Genomic DNA, 22,019 nt, shown 5'->3' on the forward strand with positions numbered 1-22,019 from the left:
TACGACAAACTTAAACAACCATAAGAATTGTCGTTATATAGGATATGATACAAAAAGACCTAGCACATTCAGTACTAGGTCTTTTCTTATGTATTGAATTGAGGTCTATAATTACATAGATGCCAATTATATAGACTGTTAATGTCATAGTATGGTAATAATATGTATAATTATGATTATACATATGCTTTGTAGAAGTCAATAAATTGTTGTGCTACTGGGGAAAGTGCATGGCCTTTAAGCGTGATAAAAGCTTTTTTGAAATCCCCCGAGAATTCTGGCAATTTAATGCGGGCCATTTTGCGATGATTGATGAGTTCCTTGGCGTCCATTGGGACTAAAGAAACTGTACGACCAGAAGAGGCCCACTCAATAGCTGAGCTTTTTGTTGTAGTTATAGCTATTGCATTAAGTTGCTCCATATCTGTTAAGCTAGACTGCATAATCATTCGGACGGAGCCACCAGAAAGGGATAGAGGACATTTTTTTATGTCTTCCCACGTGATGGTATCATGTTCACGATCTGTCCAGAATACATCACGGCGGAAAATAGCGTATAAATGCTCTTCTTGGGTAAGCAGAATATCGAATTTATCGATATCTACCATTTGAATATTGGCGATACCTAATTCGGCGCTACCATTGATGAGTTGGGTCACTACATTTGTCATAAGTCCTTCATAAATTTCAAAATGGACAGATGGATATTTCATGGAAAAAGCTGGTAAATATTGCTGTACGATTGGCGTTGAACGAGATGCAGACGTCGCAATGCGTAAAGTACCTTCAATGCGTGAGTTCAATTGTTGTACAGCATTATATGTAGATTCTTCAATAGAGCAGAGTTGTTGCGCTTTTTCGTAGAAGATTTTACCAGCATCTGTTAATTGCAAGTTTGAGCCTCGTTGGCCGCGTTTAATGTTGATTAATTGAGCCCCAAATTCAGCCTCTAAATATTTCAACTGCTTACTTAACGCTGGTTGTGTAATATGAAGAATCTCTGCGGCCTGTGTCATATTGCCCGTTTGAACAAGGGTAATAAAATTGTGGTAGTAAGATGTATCCATAGAATCTCCCTATTATACACAAAATAAGATAAATAAAAATTATAACGAACTAAGTAACGGTCATTTCACATTTAATAAAATGCTATATATACTAAATTCAACAAAGTAATAGAAAGTAAATTAAGTTTTAAATTATCTTTCTATACTCATCACAAATTTTGATATATAACAACAGTTAAGAAAGTAGGTACTACTATGGGCGTGGTAAAAAGAACATTAAGTCGAGCAATTCGTAATTGGGAAGCACGTAGATTAATGACGGCTCGTAATAAAATTAGCCGGAAAAAACAATTAGAACGAGTATGGCCTTATCCAATGACTACAGACAAACGTCGTGAACTTGGTCAAGGCATAGCCGGTTTAGTTAATAGCGGCAATTAAAACTTGGAATCTACTGACTAGATTGTTTATCTAGAGGTAGTACCACTTCAATAGAATCTAATACCGTGCAAGCTGCAGCTCCATGACTTATGTCTTGGAGCTCTTTTTGTATGCGCTCTACATCAGTAGGTGGTATTAGGATTGTTATGTCTACATATTCACCAAAGCTTGCTTCGTAATGTAATTTTTCGTCCTGTACATATCTTTCTACTGCTCCAAACAGTGAGTAGTCAATCTTTGCTTGTAGCCGAGTTCGTGTTGTATGTAGTTCTTTAGGCGCAAGACGTAATGTTTCCGCAACGGAGTGTGAATAGGCCCGAATCAAGCCTCCAGCGCCCAATTTAATGCCTCCAAAATAACGTGTTACGACGACGGCTACATTGGTAATACCAGTCTTTTTGAGTACTTCTAGCATTGGTTTACCTGCTGTGCCCGATGGTTCTCCATTATCAGAAGATCGTTGCTGTTCTTGCTGTGGACCTAATGCATAGGCTGTGCAGTTATGACGTGCATCCCAGAATTCTTTATTGATACGGCTTATAAAGGTTTGAGCGTCCTCTTCAGTCTTACAAGGATATACAGTTGTTATAAACCGTGATTTTTCAACAACATATTCATGGCGAAATTCTTTTGCTACCGAAGTAAATTCCACCGTAGGGCTTATTGATTCAGACATATATTCACCTCCTTTGGAATCAAATTTTATGTTTATTCATCATCACTTTATTATAATCTATTTATGAAGGCTATGTATAGGTAAAAGCGGTTAATTCCCTTATAAAAAAGAAATAACCCCCTATATTTAGTAGGATATTGACGTAATGAGAATTTATGTTATTATTAAATATAGATATATGAGTAGTTACTCATGTAATATGTTCATATATTGAAGTTTTAGAATATATTGAAACATTCTTAGTGAACTTGTTTATGGCTATTTTATTTACAATAGGGTATATAGTATTTTTATAGATAGATGTTTAGGCGTATATTTAAGTACATAAATACAAAATATAGTACGGATTTGTAATAATATAGTAAGTTGTAAAATAAGATATATGTATCGATAGAGTAGAAAGGCCTGTGAATATGAGCTTAAAAAAACAAGAATTTGATATTACGGGTATGCACTGTGCAGCCTGTGTAAAACGTGTTGAAAACGTTGTTTCTAAAGTTGATGGCGTAGAATCTGTTAAGGTTAATCTCTTAACTCGGAAGGGGAGCGTTGAATATAAAGACGGAGCTACTGTAGATTCACAACAGATTATCGATGCCATTACCAATATCGGCTTTGGTGCTGCAGAAGCAGACGAAACAAAGCAAGAAATAGAAAAGGTTAACTTAAAACCTCATATTACACGCCTTATTATAGCCGCTTGTATGGCAGTACCGATGATGATTAATATGACGTTACATCGATTTGGTATTCAGGCATTGCCTGTATGGGTAGAGTTTGTTCTTGCTACTATTGCTCAGTTCGGTCCTGGTCTCATGTTCTATAAGAGTGCCTGGAGTGCAGTGAAAAATGGAGCGCTTACGATGGATGTGCTTGTAGTAATGGGCACAACCGTAGCGTATCTATTTAGTATTTATAATTGGCAGTTCCACCCCGAACTAGGACCTCATGGAATTTACTTTGAAACCTCTGCGTGGCTTATTACGTTTATCCTTCTTGGTAAACTCTTAGAAGAAATTGCAAAAGGGCGTACCTCTGAAGCACTTCAAAAATTAATTGCTTTACAACCTGCAACGGCTCATGTGTTGCGTGATGGAGAATTTATTGATATCCCTACATCTAAGGTGGTAGCGGGTGATATTTTACAAGTTCGTGCAGGCGAAAAAATCCCTGTTGATGGTACAATTACTGAGGGGTATTCCACAGTAGACGAGGCTATGCTGACCGGTGAAAGCTTACCAGTTGAAAAGCAAGTTGGCTCTGAAGTTATTGGTGCTACTATAAATCTAAGTGGTGCTTTTACCATGGAAGCAAAGCGTATCGGTTCCGATACGATGTTATCTCAAATCATCAAGGTTGTCGAAGAGGCACAAACCTCTAAGGCTAGTATTCAACGTATTGCAGATATCGTGGCTCAATATTTCGTACCGACTGTTATTGGACTTGCTGTTTTGACAGGTCTCGTATGGTACTTCATTATGGGAGATTCTATTAACGTTGCTCTCATTAACGCAACAGCGGTACTTGTTATCGCATGTCCTTGTGCGCTTGGCCTTGCTACACCAACATCTATCATGGTTGGGTCTGGACTTGGTGCGGAACACGGCGTGCTCATCAAGAGTGCAGAATATCTTGAAAAGGCGGGTAAGCTCGATGCCATTGTTATGGATAAAACCGGTACCCTTACACAGGGTGTATTGGATGTGACGGCTTTTAAAAATTACAATGGTGATGAAAGTACGAATATGTCTATTATGATGGCTCTTGAAAGTGGCACATCTCATCCGATTGCAAAGGCTATGGTTTACTACGGTGAAGATCAGGGCTACAAAGGTAAAGCTGTTGAACTTGAAAGTTTCACCGATGTACCAGGTAAAGGGTTACAAGGTGCCTACCAAGGCGTATCCGTACAACTTGGGCACAGTCGTTGGATGAACGAACTAGGTTATGATTTAACGGCGGTTCAAGAAGATATTTTACAATTTGAAGAACAAGGCGCCTCCGTATCTGTTCTGGCTATAGATGGCGTTATTAGTGCTATGTGGGCTGTAGAAGACGAATTACGTCCAGAAACTATTGAGGTTGTAAAAGAGTTACATGCTCAAGGTATTGATGTATGGATGCTTACTGGTGATAATCGTCGAACTGCTCAATATATTGCTAAACAGGCGGGTATCGCCCATGTTATAGCTGAAGTATTGCCTCAGGATAAGGCTAGTAAGGTAAAAGAATTGCAAGATAAGGGCCTTGTAGTGGGGATGGTTGGTGACGGTATCAATGATGCTCCTGCTCTTGTTACGGCAGATATTGGCTTTGCTATTGGCAGTGGTACAGATATTGCGGTAGAAGCAGCCGATATCGTCCTCGTACGTAATGATTTGCATACACTGGTACAAGCTGTACGACTCAGTCGTAAAACAATGACAAACATTAAGCAAAACCTATTCTGGGCATTGATCTTTAACTGTATTGGCATTCCTTTGGCCGCTATCGGTGCGTTAAACCCTATGATTGCTGGCACGGCGATGGCATTTAGCTCTGTTACAGTTGTAAGTAATTCACTTCGTTTGAAACGAGCTAAAATTTAAGATTATACATATAATTGAATACTATAAAGCACCTATACAGAGGTATAGGTGCTTTATTATATCTACAGACATATAGTTAAGTATATATTTATATCTTGTATTGAGACGTGAAATGGATATTTAATTCCTACGATAATGGTGTTTTTAGACGGCTTATGATTTGTTATACTGAATATAGTGATTGATTTAAAAGAGAGGTTCATGATTATGAAATTAAGTACTCGAGACATTGTCTATATTGGTTTTATTGCCGCGTTATGTGCAGTGGCTACTACAATTCGCATTGAAATACCAGGTGGCGCTATGGTTCATTTAGGATCGGCTGCACTCTTTACAACATCTATACTTTTTGGTGGATTATATGGAGGCTTGGGTGCGGCAATTGGATCTGCACTATTTGATCTCTTTGGTGGTCATACACAGTACATCGTATTCTCTTTCTTTATTAAAGGAATTGCAGGACTTATCGTAGGTGGTATGACTGCAGGCTATTTGCCACCCTCTATTACAAAACCAACTGCATCCTTTGGTCGTATTTTAGTAGCCCTTATTATTGGTGCTGTTTGGACCGCTTTTGGCTACTTCCTTGCGTGGTGGTTCGTTCTTGAAAGTGCGGTCGTGGCGGCTAGTAAAATTCAATACTCTTTGATTACAAGTGCCGCAGGAATTGTGGTTGCTATTGTATTAACCCCTAAATTACAAACGATAGTGCGCAGATTGTTTACTAAAAATTAATTGCTACAATGTCTTAGCATGTTTTAGTTAGGCACTGCTAAAAAAGCTATAATAATCTGATACATTGATAAATAAACTATCATATCGATAAATACAAAAGCCTTTAGTTGCTAAATTAGTTTAGCGTCTAAAGGCTTTTTGGTTAGGTTATTATTTTATAATTAGTGATTGTATTAGCTATTAAATTATTAGAAATTACAAAGGTCGTTTAAGTTTTCTGCCATTGTAGGGTGTGTGAAGATTTGATTTTTGAAATATGTATATGGAATGTTATTATCCATAGCCATTTTAATTAAGTTAATCAATTCTTCTGCGCCTTGGGAATAGAGTGTAGCGCCCAGGATTAAGTCGTTATCCGCATCCACAACAATTTTAAAGGCGCCTTTTAAATAGTCGTTTACATGTGCTCTAGGCATGGTAGCTACGAGCATTTCTTTCGTTTTAACCGTATATCCTTGGTTGATTGCATCTTCTTCTGTAAGACCTACACGAGAAAGTGGAGGTGTTAAGAAGGTAGTATAAGGAATATTTTTACGATCTTTTAAGGTATACTGGCTGTTACCAGTAAGTGCGCCAAATACGATACGGAAGTCATCAAGAGATATATATGTGAATTGAGGACCACCGTTTACATCACCGACTGCGTATACACCAGGGACGGAGCTTTCACAAGTATCATTAACTACAATAGCACCGCGTTCGTTAGTAGCGATGTCCGTATGTTCTAAACCAATATTAGCCGTATTGGCTTTGCGACCTGTAGCGTATAGAACAGCATCAAAAGTGTAGTTTTGATTATTAGCGGTGATAACTGGTTTGTCTCCATCATTGGATACAGATTCTAATGTTACATTATTAAGAATGGTAATGCCTTGTTCAGTTAAGTACTCGTTAGCTAGTTCTTGAACGATAGGTTCTTCGCGTTTTAAGATGCTAGATTCGATGTTGAATACAGTTACCTTAGCACCAAGTTTTGCATATAGGCTGGCAAATTCAAGACCGATAGGACCAGCGCCGATAACACCTAATGTACTAGGTTGAGTAGGTAATTGTTGAATTTCTGTACTATTATAGAAACCTATAGCCGTATCAATGCCAGAAATATTAGGTTTAATCGCTACAGCACCAGTGTTTATAACGATAGTGTCAGCAGATAATATAATCTTATCCTCGCCAGCGGTAACGGCGATTTCTTTATTGCTAATAAATGCACCATGCCCAGTATAGACATCGACATGTTCATTTGTATCTAACATACCGAAGTTTTTATTGCGTAAGCGAGATGTAACAACTTCACGTTGGTTTAATACTTGATCGTATGATAAGCCTTTTGATGCGGCAATGATCATCGTCTTAGTAGGGATACATGCGATATTAATACATGTACCACCGTACATTAGAGGATTTTCTTCAATCATGGCTACAGATTTGCCCATAGAGCCAAATTTTGCGGCTAAGGTTTTACCAGCTTTGCCGAAACCTAAGACGATAATGTCATATTGTTTGGTATTCATACAATACCTCCTATCTTTTATATTGAAAATATTAGATATTGATATTATAGCATATTATTATAAATATAAAAGTAGAAATTAGAATTAATTAGCATTGATTATGAATTAAATTTGTCTAGAATGATTATGTTAAGGTAGTCAATTAGTTTATTGGTTTTTTGTTAAAGGGGATGAGATAGCTTGTATATCTGTGATTATATCAATAAATTAAGTGTGTTAAGTATTTCTACTTGACACATTTCTTTATGTACGGTAGTATATGTAAAGTAATATGACTTGACAGTGATGGAGGTGGCGAAATGGAAGAACGAGTGCTCATAAGTTTGCTCTTAGATTTCTATGGGCCATTGTTGACGGACAAGCAACGCATGTCCTTACAACTTCACCACGAAGATGATATGTCCCTTGGCGAGATTGCTGAGGAATTAGGCGTATCACGACAGGCTGTACACGATAATTTACAGCGTGCTCGACACATTTTAAATGATTACGAATCAAAATTGCACTTGGTGGCACAATATGAACAACGGGAAGGCTTGCTTTCACAGTTGAAAGCAACATTGCCTAAAGAGGTGTTGTCCGAAACTAAGGTGCAACAAGTATTGGCGCAAATGGAGGGATATTATGGCATTTGATAGCTTGTCAGAAAAACTGCAAGAAGCCTTTCAATCCTTAAAGGGGAAGGGCAAAATTACAGAAGATGATGTCAATCTTGCGTTGCGTCAGGTACGTACGGCTCTATTAGAAGCGGACGTTAATTTTATGGTAGCGAAGGACTTTGTTAAGTCCATTAAGGAAAAGGCCCTCGGTGAAGAGGTGTTCGGTTCCTTGAATCCAGCTCAAACGGTTATTAAAATCGTAAATGATGAGTTAACGGCTCTCTTAGGTGGTACACAAAGTCGTATCATGATTTCTAGCAAGCCACCAACAATTATTATGCTCGTTGGTTTGCAAGGTGCTGGTAAAACCACAACAGCTGGTAAACTAGCTGTATACTTACGCAAACAAGGTAAACGTCCGATGCTTGTCGCTGCCGACGTATATCGTCCAGCTGCGATTACTCAGTTGCAAGTTGTAGGTAAGCAAATTGATATTCCAGTATTTTCGGATGAAACACCTGGTGCAAATCCAGTAGATATTGCGCGTCGTGCCGTAGAGCAAAGCACGCATATGTTGAAAGATGTTGTTATTATCGATACAGCAGGTCGTTTGGCAATTGATGAAGTCCTCATGGATGAGTTGTCCAATATCAAAGCTGCTGTTCGACCTCATGAAATTCTACTCGTTGTAGATTCTATGATCGGTCAAGATGCGGTAACAACAGCGCAAACATTTAATGAAAAATTAGGTGTTGATGGTGTTATCCTTACTAAACTTGATGGTGATGCACGCGGTGGTGCTGCATTATCTATCAAAGCTGTAACAGGCTTGCCAATCAAGTTCACTGGTGTGAGCGAAAAAATGGATGGTTTCGATGTATTCTATCCAGATCGCATGGCTTCTCGTATCCTAGATTTGGGCGACTTTAAAACGTTGATTGAAAATGTTCAAGGTGCCATCGATGAAGAAGAAGCTCGTGAAATGGCAAAGAAAATGGCTAAAAACAATTTCACTTTGGATGACTTCTTAAAACAGATGAACCAGGTGAGAAAGTTAGGGCCATTACAAAATATTATTGGCATGTTGCCAGGTATGGGGCAAATTAAGGACCAATTAAAGGACCTTGATTTGAATAGTAAAGAGGTGCGTCGTATTGAGGCTATCATTACATCCATGACGGCGGCAGAGCGAGAAAATCCAAGTATTCTTAATGGTTCTCGCCGCAAGCGTATTGCATTAGGTTCTGGTACACAGGTTCAAGATGTAAATCGCTTGTTGAAACAATTTGAAGAAGCGCGGAAGATGATGAAGCGCATGCAAGGTTTACGTGGCGGTAAGGGCGGTTTCCCTGGAATGCCTAAATTGCCGTTTATGTAATACATGGGCAGGGGCGCTGAACTTGTCCATCCACATCAGTATAAGGAGGTGAATTTCACAATGTTAAAAATTCGTTTGACTCGTTTAGGTGCTAAAAAAGCTCCTTTCTACCGTATCGTAGTTGCTGACGCACGTGCTCCACGTGAAGGTCGTCCTGTTGACACAATTGGTCAATATGATGCTACTAAACAACCAGCTATCGTTAATGTAGACGAAGAAAAAGCTTTGGCTTGGTTAGCTAAAGGTGCTCAGCCTACTGACACTGTTCGCTCCTTGTTCAAAAAACAAGGCGTTATGCAAAAATTTGCAGACGCTAAAAAGTAATTAATAGAGAGGCATACTGTGATGATAGAATTAATTTCATTAATTGCGAAATCATTAGTGAAGCAGCCTGATGCCGTTTCTGTTACCATGGTCCAAAAGGGGAATGTGGAAGTTTACGAACTTCATGTAGCCCCAGAGGATATGGGTAAAGTCATCGGAAAGCAAGGTAGAATTGCTAAAGCGATTCGCTCTGTGGTGAAAGCGGCGGCTATTAAAGAGAACAAAAAGATATCTGTTGATATTGTCTAAAAGGGAGTATTCCAATGGAAGAAATGACATTACGTGTCCCTGTAGCAGTAAAAGCAAAAGTAACAGACGACTTGAAAGCGAAAATTGTATCCGATCTTGAAACTCGCCTTGATATGGTAAATAAAGATTTGGAAGCAATTGAGTTTCAAGCCCAACGTATTTTGGCTGATGCAGCTAAAGTTGATGCTACAAGTCTTACTGCTATTCGTCAACAAATCGACGAAGAAAAAAATAAACGCTTGGCTTTCAAAGAAGAAGTAACAGCTAAATTGAAGGATGCTAAGGAGTTGTCTTTAGGAACTGAAATTCCTCAAGGTACATTAGAGCAAACAGTTACCGTTAAAATCGGGGATAATTTGGATGCCTTGATGGGCGCTGAAATCCTATTAGAAGACGGTAAGATCGTTGCGTTTCGTCAATAATGAAGCATAACGATTTCATCACAATAGGTGTTATCATCGCCCCGCACGGTGTGCGGGGTGATCTTCGTATTATGCCTCAAACCGATTTTCCAGAACGGTTTATGCATATGGATGCCTGTTACATCGATGGTAAAGAATACCACGTTGCATCCGCACGATTTCACAAGCAATTTGTTTTAGCATCTTTTAAGGGAATTCCTGATCGCAATACGGCTGAACTATTCAGTAAGAAAGCAATTCAAGTTCGTCGTGAAGATTTAGTGGAATTGCCAGAAGGTCGTTACTATATTTTTGATATCATTGGTCTTGAGGTACAAGATACTATGGGTAACGTGCTTGGCACAGTTACTGATGTATTACAACCTGGTGCTAATGATGTATATGTGGTCTCCAAAGATGGGGAACCAGATCAATTATTTGCAGCCATTGAAGAGGTCGTTAAAGACATCGATGTGGAAAATAAATTGATGATCGTAGATCCGCCTGAATGGATATAATCCTTTGGGCGGTTTTGTTTTATCTACATATAGGTATATTAGCGTAAAAGTTATATAATATAGCTATATATAGATAATACTAATGGGTTAATGTGAGTTAATAAGTACAGGGGACGGTTTATGCGTATTGATATTGTATCTTTATTTCCAGATTTTTTTGATGCGTTTTTTAATCATTCCATCATAAAACGAGCTATTGAGACAGAACGTCTATCTGTGGGTGTAACGAATCCTCGAGATTTTAGCCATAATAAGCATGGCCAAGTAGATGATACACCATATGGTGGTGGGGCTGGTATGCTTATGATGGCACCTCCTATTTTTGAAGCCGTAGAATCCGTTATTGCTCAATATGATAGTGATATTAATGATATTTATACCACAGATGAGATGTGTGATGAAATGAGTCTTATTGGTAATCCTAATGAAAGTATACGACGTCGTATTATCTTTATGGGACCTACAGGACAGCCTTTCACACAGGAGAAGGCTCGTGAATTGGCTAGCTATGATCAAGTGGTCCTTATTTGTGGTCATTATGAAGGTGTAGATTATCGCGTAGAGAAACATCTTGTAGATGAAACGATTTCTATTGGTGATTATGTATTGACCGGTGGTGAGTTGCCAGCTATGGTAGTTACTGATGCAGTGGCTCGCATGATTCCCGGTGTATTAGGCGCAGCTAGTGGGGCCCAAGAGGATTCCTTTTATGAGCCCCTTTTAGAATGCCCACAATATACAAAACCACCAGAATTTAGAGGTTGGACTGTACCAGATGTATTACGCAGTGGTCATCATAAAAATATTGCTGCATGGCGTCAAAAAGAAGCACTGAAACGAACCCGCTTGTTGAGACCTGACTTATTAGAACGACCATTAACAAAAGAGGAAGTTAAACTGTTAAAAGAAATTGTTGCAGAAGAGTCTAGGCTATGAAATTTAAGTGTTATGATGTTGTAGAGATTCAGGGAAAACGATATGTAGTCGGGGAGGTCATTTCTTATCAAGAGTTTATCGTTGATAAAACAATACGTTATGACCTTAATGATGAAAATTATAAAAAAGAACTGGGTGTTTCCAAAGGAGCTCAGTCTTGGACAGAATATGGTCTTATGCCCGTTAATGGAACGGATAAAAAATGGCTTACCATTGTAAACGGTGAAAAAGAATATTGCACTTTTTCTGAAACAGTTTTACGTTCAACCCCTCCTGCAGGATATAGACTACATGATAAAGGTATAGAACGTGTCGTAGCTGTGGAGGGACAATCGAAGGCTAGAAGTGGCGACGAAGCAGATTATAAAGAATATAGATCAATTAAAAAGGATAAAACCTATGTATTCTTTATTGAGGGCTGGCATGGTGGTTTGACGGACCAAGCTCAAGGTGAGAGGATTCGTTTGTCTGATGTACATCGACGGCGAGATCAGGCTGCTCAAACAGCGAGTAAAAAGATTCGTAATGCAGCGCGCAGAAAAGAATGGACACGATTGGGTCTGAGTTGGGGAATCATTTTATTCTTTTTTGGATATTTGTTTATAGGAGATATGTCTTGGCATGAATTGCGTGATGAAGTAGGATTCCCATATACCATGGAAGAGCGCATTAAAGATTCCTATTATTATGAACCGCAAGGTACAAAAGACGGTTTGATGGTATATACGTCAAAGCAAGATCCAAATGCAACGGCTATCGATCTTATCGATGCTGTGTGTGGCAAGGTTTATACCATTAAACAAGATACTAAGTCCCCTGAGCAGTGGATTGTCATTTATACGACTAAAGATGTATCTGTTATTAGTGTGGTTAATGGCACTACGTATGTTGAAGTGGGGCAATTAAAAAACTTGTCAGATTCGGAGGATAGGCGTATAGCGACTATTAGAAATGACAGTGAAATATTGTTACGATATGCGTATATGGTGGAGTTAAAGAATAAGCAGGGTCGTAAGACGTTATCAAATATAATAAAAGATTGATATAGTATTGATTTCAGTTACGAAATCAAACGAAGGAATTTATATGTATGAACCAAGTAAGAATACTGTTTACATAGCCATAGCCTTTACATCTATAGCAGCTCTAGTAGGCGCTTATTCGTATTGGGACGATGTTAGCTATGCTCTATGTGATATGGTCAAACCAGAATTAAATAATGGTGAAGTACGGCTCGTTGATGATGAAGGTAAAAGCTATACCTTGATTAATCACGGTGATGGAAAAGAAACTGCGCTCTATGATGATGCAGAAAAATCTGTTACCTTTCATCGTGATGAGAAAGGCAATATTATATGGGATGCAGGCTTAGCCAGTTTGATTCCAACTTTGGCGGTAGGTTACTATGCGTTCCATGGCTTTTCAGCTCCAACGGCATATATGGATGCACCCAGTATGACCTATCGTGCTACATCGCCACTTACATCTTTTGATGCAAATACAGACGCTAGCAAATCTAATAGTGCAAGAGTGGCTAGGACTATTAATGAGATGACTAGAAATCGTTACAATACTAAAACGAGTAGTCGGGCACATAGAATTGGTGAAAAGTATGGCTTTGGTAGTGTAGGGGCTCGAACTTCGAGCGGTGCCTCTTAATGAAAGGATGAACAATGAAATCCTATATTGATGAGCTTGATAGAAATATATTTAATTTCGTGGAATATGAAGGGTATGATGATCGTTATCCGTCATTGTCTATGCAGGCCTTTTCATCCGACTTTTACGATGAAATTCGTCATGCTTCACGTAGATTATTTCAAATATTTTGTAAAGCTGCAAAAGTATTTCAAATGGCCCCAGATGATTTTGCACGAAACATGGATATGCCAGACAATTTAATTCCTTATTTACATAAGTCGAATGCCTTAGGGTTACCGACGTGGTTATCTCGCTTTGATTTTGTTCTCGATGTAAATGGCAATTTGCGCATGGTAGAACTTAATGCAGATACGCCGTGTTTTCTTATTGAGAGCTATTATGCCAATGAAATTGGAGCTAATTATGTAGGAAGAAAACATCCTAATACAGAATGCCGAAAAGAATTACATACATTTTTAAAGCGCATGTATGATGCTGTTTTATCTGCTAAGTATGGTAGAAATCAATATAAGTCTATGCTGGCAAATAGAGAAAGACTACCTAAGGATCCCTTTGTATTCTCCTGCTTCCATGATTATTTTGAAGATTACGGAACAGCACAGTTTCTTATGAATGAGCTAAAAACGGCCTGTCCTGAGGCTGACACGCGCTTTATATCTTTTTATGATATGAAGATTGATGATGATGGTATTCCTTTAGCAGATGGTAGTCATGCGACCCTATTATATCGATTACATCCCATGGAGCTTTTGATTGATGAGCGGACGCCTGATGATGAACCTTTGGGTGAGATGTTCTTAGATCTTTACGAGGAGAATAGATTTGCTCTTTTTAATCCGCCAGAGGCAATTATTTTACAAAACAAATCATTTATGTCTTTAGTGTATGCGTTGTATTTAACAGATCAATTTTTTACGAAACCAGATCGAGATATCATTGAGCGTTATTTGGCACCATCCTATTTTGAAAATGATTTTTCCTCTCTTGATGATGGCCTTTATATTCAAAAGGAGATTTGGGGGCGTGAAGGAAAGCATGTACAAGTTGTTCAAAAGCGTGGTGATACATCTGAGCTTTACATGGAAAAGCTAGTTGATAACTATGACGATATCATTTGTCGTGATAGTAAAAAGGTTATGTATCAAGATTTTATACAGCAGAAACGTTTTACTCATACAGTGGATTGTGGAGTGAAAGATGGATTTTTAACCTTATCCTGTTTTATGCTTGGTGATCAAGCTTCCGCGGTAGGATGCCGTTTTTCTCCGGAAGAGATAGCTGGTACAGAAGCATACTTTGTACCATTATTAATAGAGTAAGCGAAATACTATGAAATTTGTGACCATATAGTATGGGCAAACGAATGATAATAGGTGTATTTAGTAGCAGTCGTGCTTATGTCTACTTTAGCGAGGGTGCGTATGGAGTTTAATTGTTATGATGTCTTAGAGGTTCATGGCAGCCGTTATGTAATCACTGAGAAAATTAAATATATAGAGATTATTCCAAAAGCAGATAAGGAACAATCCTATAGGGGCCAGCCGTCTATGACAAAATCACCAGGTGATTATTGGCATGAATATGGACTAGAGGCTGTTGAGGGAATCGATAAAATATGGTTAACCATTGAGTACAATGATAATGAATGGTGTACCGTATCTAGAACATCCTTTCATACACGGCCGGGGAAAGATTTTACATTACATCAAATCGGCTTAGAAAAGGTTGTCGATGTGGATGGTGAAAGTGGTGCCTCCGTAGGGGACCGCGCAGGATATAGAGAATATCAGCTACCTTGTGAAGGTGGTGCTAGTGTATTTTTTGAAGAAGAGTGGTTTGAAGGTAAAAAAATGTTTGCCGAAGGATCACGAGTACCCTTGGTGAACATTCGTCTTTGTAATGATGCAGCCGCTCAAGCTATTAAGCAAAAGATGCGTAACAAATCAATGAAAAAGAGGTTTGGATCTATTGCTGTTGGCGTGGGGTATGGTGTACTATTTTTACTATTTCTATTTTGGTCGGACAATGATTTGTCTTGGCATAGTATACGCGCTATGTTTGGAGTGCCTTACACGGCAAAAGAACATATGCATGACACATCTGCATATTATACAAAAACAGATTCGGATAGCGACTATGTATACACGTCTACACTAGATCCTGTTAGTACCGCATTAGACTTGATTGATTCTGTGAATGGTGATATTAAGAATGAGCGGGATAACTTAGAAGAGGGACATGAAGTTATTGTATTTTATTCTGGGGACTTGGTGTATCTCATCACTAATACGGATGGACAAACTAGGGTTAAGGTATGTGAACAATCAAAATTAACACAAGAGGATTGGAAAATTATTGATCGTACATTAATCAGCTCTCATATGCTCGATAACTATGCGACCATGGTTCGACTAGGGGATAATACGGGACGCGAACGATTGTATCCTACCAGCAACTCTAACAACACATCCAATACAAAATTATATTATTAGGAGGCTTATTATGATTTATATACCAGATGTATTATTGACAATTTTTTATGCTTGTTTTGGCATTATGCTGATGTTAACTGCGAATACGGTTATCGATTTCTTCGTACCTGGTAAATTTAGTGAAGAAATTAAGCGTGGTAATTGTGCTGTGGCGTGGCTTTCAGCGGGATCATTTATCGGTATCGGTGAAATTTTGCGCGCTGTTATTATGTCACCAGCCGTGACTACGGCTGATACGTCCCTGTTACATGGCATTGTAGCCAGTGTTGTATACGCTGTGCTAGGTATTATACTATTTGTAACGGGCTATATGTTTATCAATATTTGGCATCGTAAATATAAATTGTCTGAAGAAATTATGCGTGGTAATACAGCGGCTGGTATTCTTGTATTTGGCATTTTCGTAGGTCTTGCCCTTGTTATTAGCGGTGCTGTGCACTAAGGGAGTGTTCTATGTATAAGCCAAGTAAGAAAACCATATACCTTACAGGTGCTTTCGCTGCCGTTGCTGGTCTTGTAGGTGTATATTCCTACTGGAATGATATCTCCTATGCTGTGTGCGACAAGGTTTACCCAGAAGCAAATGAAGGGGAGGTTCGATTAAAGGATAACCAAGGAAACCGATATTCTTTATTAAATCATGGTGATGGTAAAGAAACAGCCTTATACGACGATAATCGATCCGTTACCTTTTACCGAGATAATAGTGGCAATTTGGTGTGGGATGCGGGGCTAGCAGGGCTCTTACCAAGTATTGCTGCAGGATATTATATATTTCACGGTTTTAATCCACCTACTGCACGCATGGATGGACGAACCATGACATATCGCATAGCAGCACCATTACAAACGTATGAGGAGCCCTATGTATATACCGCATCAGGGTCGAATGTACATAGCGCTATGGGGCGGAGCTTTTATAGAACTTATGAACGCAATAGAAGTAAAAAGGCGTCTTCCATAGGACAGAAGTCTGGATTTGGTAGTGCTGGCGCACGGTCTAGTGCTTCGTAATGGATATGATGGCAATGTATGTTAATGAAGGTTAGTTTAGAATTTAGGAGATATAGTATTGGCTAATTTATATATTGGACTTGTTCATTATCCTATTATGAATAAACATAAAGAGGTCATTACGACGGCTATTACAAATTATGATATACATGATATTGCACGAGCATCTATTACCTATGATGTGTCTAAATATTTTGTCATTCATAATATTCCAGCTCAACGTGAGTTGGTAAGTACGATTATGGAACATTGGAAATCTGGATTTGGCTCTACTTACAATCCAGATCGCAAGGATGCTTTCACCGGCGTGGAATTGGTAAACTCAATTGCGGTAGCGGTGCGAACAATTGAAGACATAGAAGGTATAAAACCTATAGTAGCTACAACAGATGCTCGCACCTATGATAATACGATTTCCTATGCACGGATGCGTGAACATCTTGAAAATGAGGGGCGCCCTGTGTTAGTATTATTTGGTACCGGTTATGGTATGACAAAAGAAACGATGGAAAGCTTTGACTATATTTTAGAACCTATATATGGCCATGGTGAATACAATCATTTATCCGTGCGTAGTGCCGTATCAATCATCTTAGATCGGCTGCGGGGCGAAGCATGGTGGAATAAATAGGAGGCGTCTATGTCAGGACATTCTAAATGGGCAAATATTAAACATAAAAAAGGTAAAACCGATGCATTAAAAGCTAAATTGGCTACAAAAATCGGTCGTGAAATTACCGTTGCAGCACGCATGGGTGGTGCAGATCCAACTGGTAATATGCGTTTGAAATTGGCTTTGCAAAAAGCTCGTGAAAATAATATCCCTAAGGATAACATTCAACGTGCTATCGACAAAGGTATCGGTGCTACGGACATGAATGCATATGAAGAAATCGTATACGAAGGTTATGGTCCTGCAGGCGTTGCCGTTACTGTTGAAGTTATGACAGATAACCGTAACCGTGCTGCTGCAGACGTGCGCCATGCTTTTTCTAAACAAGGTGGTAACCTTGGTGAAAGCGGCTGTGTAGGTTGGATGTTCAAATCTAAAGGCGTATTCGTTATTGATAAAGAGGGTCATGATGAAGACGAAGTAACAATGCTCGCTCTCGAAGCTGGAGCAGAAGATCTTAAGTCTGAAGATGATGTGTTTGAAATTTATACAACACCAGAGGATTTTGATGCTGTAGAAGCAGCGATTGCTGATGCGGGTATCGAAACTGTAGTAGCTAAAATTACAATGGTTCCAGATACAACGATTGAGTTAGCTGGTGATGATGCTGTAAAAATGCAGAAAATGCTCGACGTATTGGATGATCTTGATGATGTACAAAACGTATATCACAACGGTATTTTGCCAGACGACGAAGAATAAATAAACAGGGGCACTCTATGGGTGCTCCTTTTCTATTGATAAATAAAACTCGGGCATTTATAAAAGTTAAGAAAATTAATATGTCTCATATATAATTCATAGGAAAATTCATGAACTTCGATATGATATTGTGCTATAATAAAATAGATTATGTAATGGAGGTAGGCGATAGCTTATCTCATTTTTAAACTAAGGGGGTTGGGGTGCGTATTATAGGAATTGACCCAGGCACGGCTATATGCGGCTACGGCATTATTGACGTGAAGGGTAGCAAACTAACACCAGTAGCCTATGGGGCTATTACAACTCCTAAGGAATTAACTGATTCACAACGATTGGAAATTCTATTTAATGATCTTAGTGATTTATTGGAGGAATATAAACCAGATAAGTTCGGTGTAGAGGAATTATTTTTTAACCGCAATGTAACAACAGCCATTAAGGTAGGGCAAGCACGTGGTGTTATTTTATTGGCTGCTGAACAACAACGGATTCCTATTTATGAATATACACCATTACAAATTAAACAAGCCGTCACAGGTTATGGTAAAGCTGATAAGAATCAGGTCATTTATATGACGATGAATATTTTGGGGATTCGTGAGAAAATTAAGCCTGATGATACGGCAGATGCATTAGCTGTTGCTATCTGTACGGCTCATAGTTCTCACAATGATAGATTAAAGAGGTTGGTATAATGATAGGGTATGTGCGGGGTATCGTAACACATCTTTTTAAAGAATCGTGCTATGTTGATGTACATGGCGTAGGGTATCGCGTATATGTGCCGACCACTACGCGTCAACAGCTGACAGAGGGCCATGAGGCGACGCTATTCACGTATCTTAATGTACGAGAAGATGCGATGCAACTTTATGGCTTTTGGACGGAAGAAGAATATGAGTTGTTTATACTCCTCATTTCTGTTTCTGGTATCGGGCCTAAGGTGGGGCTTGGCATCTTGTCAGGCATGACACCTGAGGCTTTCAAATTAGCGATTATCAATGGACAGGTACAGCAATTAACTAAGTTACCTGGTATTGGTAAGAAGTCTGCGGAGCGACTTGTTTTAGAGTTAAAGGATAAAATCGCTAAGATGACACATATTTCTGTGGAATTACCTGCGACTATTCAGCCTGTTAGCGTTGCTGCAAATGGTGCTGCAGGAGAAGCCATTGAAGCCCTCGTATCCTTAGGATACTTGGAACGGGATGTAGCAGATATTGTAGAGTCTTTAGATGATGGTAAGCGCGATGTATCTGAGTTGATAAAAGTCAGCTTGATTGAGCTTGGGAAAGGACGATAAGGATGAATGAAGAAGTACGCCTTGTCGGTAATGGCGAGCATGAAGAGGATATATGGCAATATAGCCTTCGACCTAAGTTATTTAATGAGTATGTAGGGCAAGAAGAGGCTAAAGGCAATCTAAATGTGTATATTCAGGCTGCAAAGCAACGTGGAGAAGCATTGGATCACGTGCTTCTCTATGGGCCACCAGGTCTTGGTAAGACAACATTAGCAGGGATAATTGCGAATGAACTGGGTGTTAATTTTCGTATAACTTCTGGTCCTGCTATTGAAAAGTCTGGTGATTTGGCTGCGATTTTAACAAATTTAGATGATCATGATGTATTATTTATCGATGAGATTCACCGCTTGTCCCGTAGCGTAGAGGAAGTGTTGTACTCTGCCATGGAGGACTATGCTATTGATATTATCATCGGTAAGGGGCCAAGTGCTCGAACTGTACGCATTGACTTGCCAAAATTTACATTGGTAGGTGCCACGACTCGAGCGGGTGCTTTGGCGGCACCGTTACGGGACCGATTTGGTATTATTAATCGGTTGGAATATTATAAACAGCCAGAGTTAGAATTTATTGTGTCTCGAGCCGCAGAAATACTTAATATTGGTATTGTGCCGACTGGGGCAAGCGAAATTGCGCGTCGTTCAAGAGGAACACCGCGTATCGCAAATCGTCTGCTTAAACGGGTACGCGACTTTGCACAAGTCATTGGTGATGGGGTTATCACTCAAGAAATTGCAGATGAAGCATTACAACGTTTATATGTAGATAAAATGGGACTTGATCGAATTGATCGACGTGTATTGGAATGTATTATTGAAAAATATGATGGCGGTCCTGTAGGGATTGATACCATTGCGGCGGCCATCAGCGAAGAGAGAGATACCATCGAAGATGTGTATGAACCATATTTGATGCAATTAGGATTTTTAGGACGCACACCGCGTGGGAGGGTAGCTACTAAATTAGCCTATGAGCATTTAGGTATTTCACAGACAGGGAAATAACAATGAAAACAAAACGATTACAATTGATGATAATGGCCACTTTGTTTTTAGGTGTAAACATTGGCGGTGCTTCTGTAGCACATGGAGCGACGCTGCAAAATAAAGGTGCAGTGGTAATGAAAAAGCCAACGCCAAAATCAACAGTATCTAATACAACTGTATCGAAAGTAAATACGACGAAGAAATCTAGTTTTCGTCCACTTGCTACTAAACCAACTGCAAAGCCGGTTACAATAACTAAAACGGCTTCTAAGTCAACTGCTACATCTACGATGGCTAAACCTAGTGCAAAACCGGTTAGTGTAGCAAAGCCTGCTACAGCTACAAAGCCGGTAACGCCGGCTAAACCAGTTAGTGCAACAAAATCAACTAGTACTGCAAAATCTAGTACTAATGCAACAGCTACGAAATCAGCTACTACAGGTAAAGCTACAACGGCTACAAAACCTGCGGCTTCTGCTACTGCAAAGCCAGCTACTAAACCTGCAGTTACTGGTGATAAACCTGTAGCACAAAAAAGAGCTACTGAAAAAACTGCTACTAAAAAGGTAGTAAAAACAACGGATGTGAATAGCATTCAAGCCAATACAGCAGTTATTACTCGCAACAAAGTGGGCTCCGTAGTGACGCCTGCTACAGAACGTAAAGAAAACATGCCAAATGTACGTGTTCTACTAGGTAGTCGTAGCTCCGATGCTACTGTTACATCTACAGCTAATATGGTTGTATTGAACAGCGGTAATGGTCAAGTTAGTACAATCAGTGCTAATCGTGGTACATCTATTGGCGTTCGCGGCGACAAGATTGCTGTAAATGGAAAGGCTATTGATAGTGTGGTTACATTGAAGCCTGCGAATGGTGATGCACCATTCTTGTTCGAAGGTAAAGGTTATCGTGGCGGTTTAACATTACGTGCCAATAATGAAACCATGATGGTCATTAATTCTGTGCCCCTTGAGGATTACCTGTATGGTGTTGTCCCACAAGAGGTAGTACCGTCTTGGCCGGCTGCTGCATTAGAGGCACAAGCCGTAGCAGCTCGTACTTATGCTCTTCATACGATGGAACAAAATAAAGGTAAATTCTACGATGTGAGTAATTCCACGGATCATCAAGTATACAGTGGTGTGAGTGGTGAATCTCAAGCTACCACAAATGCAGTAAATAAAACTAAAGGCGTAGTTATGCTTTATGATCAACGTCCTATTAATGCCTTATTCCATTCTGATGGCGGTGGCTATACAGAGGATAGTGTAAATGTTTGGGGAAGTGATGTGCCATACTTGAAAGGGGTAAAAGACTTTAGTACTGGTACATCTACATCGAATTGGACTGTTACTACCTCTCGTCAAGCTCTTGAAAGTAAACTTAATGCGGCAAGTAAAGGGGTAGGTAAATTGAAGAGCATTCAGTTGACTCCTCTTGGTAAGCCTGGGCAACAAACATCGGACCGCGGTGTATCAGGTCGTATAAAGAGTGCTACTTTCATAGGTACCTCTGGAAAAACTACTGTAGATGGCGATGCATTGCGTAGTATTTTAGGTTTAAAATCTACACTATTTGATTTCTATGTAAATCACAATCCTGCTAAAGGCACGGGAAAGGCATATCATAGCTTTACTGGCAAGAATGATACTGTTTATATTAAAGGCCACGGTTGGGGTCATGGCCTTGGTATGTCTCAATGGGGCGCTGCGGAAATGGCAAAGCGTGCTAATCCTGGAGATACAAATTATTACCAAACTATTTTGCGTCACTACTATAGTGGCATTACATTGAAGAAAATGTACTAATAAG

General features: G+C 39.3%; 25 protein-coding genes. 22 read left to right on the forward strand and 3 right to left on the reverse strand.

All coding sequences use genetic code 11. From position 1 onward, the window contains the following. Positions 1-176 precede the first annotated feature (176 nt). A complete protein-coding gene (locus tag DWV85_RS08395) occupies positions 177-1,067 on the reverse strand; it encodes a LysR family transcriptional regulator (protein WP_123138512.1) in 891 nt (296 codons plus the stop codon). 195 nt (positions 1,068-1,262) lie between these two features. Here DWV85_RS08395 and DWV85_RS08400 point away from each other — a divergent pair, with 195 nt between their 5' ends. Then, entirely contained in the window at positions 1,263-1,448 is a 186-nt protein-coding gene (locus DWV85_RS08400) for a hypothetical protein (protein ID WP_123138513.1), read from the forward strand. A 10-nt stretch (positions 1,449-1,458) separates the two neighbouring features. Here the strand turns inward: DWV85_RS08400 and DWV85_RS08405 are convergent, their stop codons facing one another. After that, the gene (locus DWV85_RS08405) at positions 1,459-2,124 is read right to left on the reverse strand and encodes a YigZ family protein (protein ID WP_123138514.1); all 666 of its coding nucleotides are present in this window, start codon (positions 2,122-2,124) and stop codon (positions 1,459-1,461) included. A gap of 413 nt (positions 2,125-2,537) precedes the next feature. Here DWV85_RS08405 and DWV85_RS08410 point away from each other — a divergent pair, with 413 nt between their 5' ends. Both DWV85_RS08410 and DWV85_RS08415 read left to right on the forward strand, forming a co-directional pair. Beyond that, the gene (locus tag DWV85_RS08410) at positions 2,538-4,712 is read left to right on the forward strand and encodes a heavy metal translocating P-type ATPase (protein ID WP_123138515.1); all 2,175 of its coding nucleotides are present in this window, start codon (positions 2,538-2,540) and stop codon (positions 4,710-4,712) included. A 207-nt stretch (positions 4,713-4,919) separates the two neighbouring features. Further along, positions 4,920-5,447 carry an ECF transporter S component gene (locus DWV85_RS08415; protein WP_008603416.1) on the forward strand — a complete coding sequence of 176 codons (528 nt, stop codon included), beginning with the start codon at positions 4,920-4,922 and terminating at the stop codon, positions 5,445-5,447. A 188-nt stretch (positions 5,448-5,635) separates the two neighbouring features. Here the strand turns inward: DWV85_RS08415 and DWV85_RS08420 are convergent, their stop codons facing one another. Next, the gene (locus DWV85_RS08420) at positions 5,636-6,961 is read right to left on the reverse strand and encodes an FAD-containing oxidoreductase (RefSeq protein WP_060919895.1); all 1,326 of its coding nucleotides are present in this window, start codon (positions 6,959-6,961) and stop codon (positions 5,636-5,638) included. 299 nt (positions 6,962-7,260) lie between these two features. Between DWV85_RS08420 and ylxM the strand changes: the two genes are divergently transcribed. The 19 genes from ylxM (at position 7,261) to DWV85_RS08515 (ending at position 22,015) form a co-directional block, all read left to right on the forward strand. Continuing rightward, a complete protein-coding gene (gene ylxM / locus DWV85_RS08425) occupies positions 7,261-7,596 on the forward strand; it encodes a YlxM family DNA-binding protein (protein ID WP_004698456.1) in 336 nt (111 codons plus the stop codon). Continuing rightward, entirely contained in the window at positions 7,586-8,938 is a 1,353-nt protein-coding gene (gene ffh / locus DWV85_RS08430; protein ID WP_012864101.1) for a signal recognition particle protein, read from the forward strand. Before ylxM ends, ffh begins: the two co-directional genes overlap by 11 nt. Positions 8,939-8,998: 60 nt before the next feature. Next, on the forward strand, positions 8,999-9,262 hold the full coding sequence (gene rpsP, locus DWV85_RS08435; protein ID WP_004695565.1) for a 30S ribosomal protein S16: 264 nt from the start codon (positions 8,999-9,001) through the stop codon (positions 9,260-9,262). A gap of 21 nt (positions 9,263-9,283) precedes the next feature. Further along, positions 9,284-9,511 (forward strand): KH domain-containing protein, encoded by a 228-nt coding sequence (locus DWV85_RS08440; protein ID WP_004695567.1) that lies wholly within the window; start codon positions 9,284-9,286, stop codon positions 9,509-9,511. 14 nt (positions 9,512-9,525) lie between these two features. Next, a complete protein-coding gene (locus tag DWV85_RS08445) occupies positions 9,526-9,933 on the forward strand; it encodes a YlqD family protein (RefSeq protein WP_004695569.1) in 408 nt (135 codons plus the stop codon). Beyond that, entirely contained in the window at positions 9,933-10,430 is a 498-nt protein-coding gene (rimM, locus tag DWV85_RS08450; RefSeq protein ID WP_039965491.1) for a ribosome maturation factor RimM, read from the forward strand. The genes DWV85_RS08445 and rimM overlap by 1 nt, the downstream gene beginning before the upstream one ends. A gap of 120 nt (positions 10,431-10,550) precedes the next feature. Next, positions 10,551-11,366 (forward strand): tRNA (guanosine(37)-N1)-methyltransferase TrmD, encoded by an 816-nt coding sequence (trmD, locus tag DWV85_RS08455; RefSeq protein ID WP_060919894.1) that lies wholly within the window; start codon positions 10,551-10,553, stop codon positions 11,364-11,366. Then, complete coding sequence (locus DWV85_RS08460; protein WP_008603412.1) at positions 11,363-12,409, forward strand: DUF4178 domain-containing protein; 1,047 nt, start codon at positions 11,363-11,365, stop codon at positions 12,407-12,409. Before trmD ends, DWV85_RS08460 begins: the two co-directional genes overlap by 4 nt. A gap of 43 nt (positions 12,410-12,452) precedes the next feature. Beyond that, the gene (locus tag DWV85_RS08465; RefSeq protein WP_004698457.1) at positions 12,453-13,025 is read left to right on the forward strand and encodes a hypothetical protein; all 573 of its coding nucleotides are present in this window, start codon (positions 12,453-12,455) and stop codon (positions 13,023-13,025) included. Between the two features lie 14 nt (positions 13,026-13,039). Then, positions 13,040-14,347 (forward strand): glutathionylspermidine synthase family protein, encoded by a 1,308-nt coding sequence (locus DWV85_RS08470; protein ID WP_008603408.1) that lies wholly within the window; start codon positions 13,040-13,042, stop codon positions 14,345-14,347. 102 nt (positions 14,348-14,449) lie between these two features. After that, positions 14,450-15,520 carry a hypothetical protein gene (locus DWV85_RS08475; protein ID WP_039965490.1) on the forward strand — a complete coding sequence of 357 codons (1,071 nt, stop codon included), beginning with the start codon at positions 14,450-14,452 and terminating at the stop codon, positions 15,518-15,520. A 10-nt stretch (positions 15,521-15,530) separates the two neighbouring features. Beyond that, positions 15,531-15,962, forward strand: a complete 432-nt coding sequence (locus tag DWV85_RS08480) for a DUF350 domain-containing protein (protein WP_004698434.1) — start codon at positions 15,531-15,533, stop codon at positions 15,960-15,962. 11 nt (positions 15,963-15,973) lie between these two features. After that, positions 15,974-16,534 carry a hypothetical protein gene (locus DWV85_RS08485; RefSeq protein ID WP_077708274.1) on the forward strand — a complete coding sequence of 187 codons (561 nt, stop codon included), beginning with the start codon at positions 15,974-15,976 and terminating at the stop codon, positions 16,532-16,534. Positions 16,535-16,592: 58 nt separating this feature from the next. Further along, positions 16,593-17,165, forward strand: a complete 573-nt coding sequence (locus DWV85_RS08490) for an RNA methyltransferase (protein ID WP_004695583.1) — start codon at positions 16,593-16,595, stop codon at positions 17,163-17,165. Positions 17,166-17,174: 9 nt separating this feature from the next. Then, positions 17,175-17,909 (forward strand): YebC/PmpR family DNA-binding transcriptional regulator, encoded by a 735-nt coding sequence (locus DWV85_RS08495; RefSeq protein WP_060919891.1) that lies wholly within the window; start codon positions 17,175-17,177, stop codon positions 17,907-17,909. Between the two features lie 203 nt (positions 17,910-18,112). Beyond that, on the forward strand, positions 18,113-18,607 hold the full coding sequence (gene ruvC / locus DWV85_RS08500; RefSeq protein WP_060919890.1) for a crossover junction endodeoxyribonuclease RuvC: 495 nt from the start codon (positions 18,113-18,115) through the stop codon (positions 18,605-18,607). Beyond that, positions 18,607-19,215, forward strand: coding sequence for a Holliday junction branch migration protein RuvA (gene ruvA / locus DWV85_RS08505; RefSeq protein WP_077708276.1), 609 nt, complete (start codon positions 18,607-18,609; stop codon positions 19,213-19,215). Before ruvC ends, ruvA begins: the two co-directional genes overlap by 1 nt. A 2-nt stretch (positions 19,216-19,217) precedes the next feature. Continuing rightward, the gene (gene ruvB / locus DWV85_RS08510) at positions 19,218-20,222 is read left to right on the forward strand and encodes a Holliday junction branch migration DNA helicase RuvB (RefSeq protein ID WP_004695590.1); all 1,005 of its coding nucleotides are present in this window, start codon (positions 19,218-19,220) and stop codon (positions 20,220-20,222) included. Positions 20,223-20,224: 2 nt separating this feature from the next. After that, on the forward strand, positions 20,225-22,015 hold the full coding sequence (locus DWV85_RS08515) for a SpoIID/LytB domain-containing protein (protein ID WP_123138516.1): 1,791 nt from the start codon (positions 20,225-20,227) through the stop codon (positions 22,013-22,015). Positions 22,016-22,019 lie beyond the last annotated feature (4 nt).

It is taken from the genome of Veillonella sp. AF13-2 (assembly GCF_003603295.1).
GTDB classification, from domain to species: Bacteria; Bacillota; Negativicutes; order Veillonellales; family Veillonellaceae; genus Veillonella; species Veillonella parvula_E.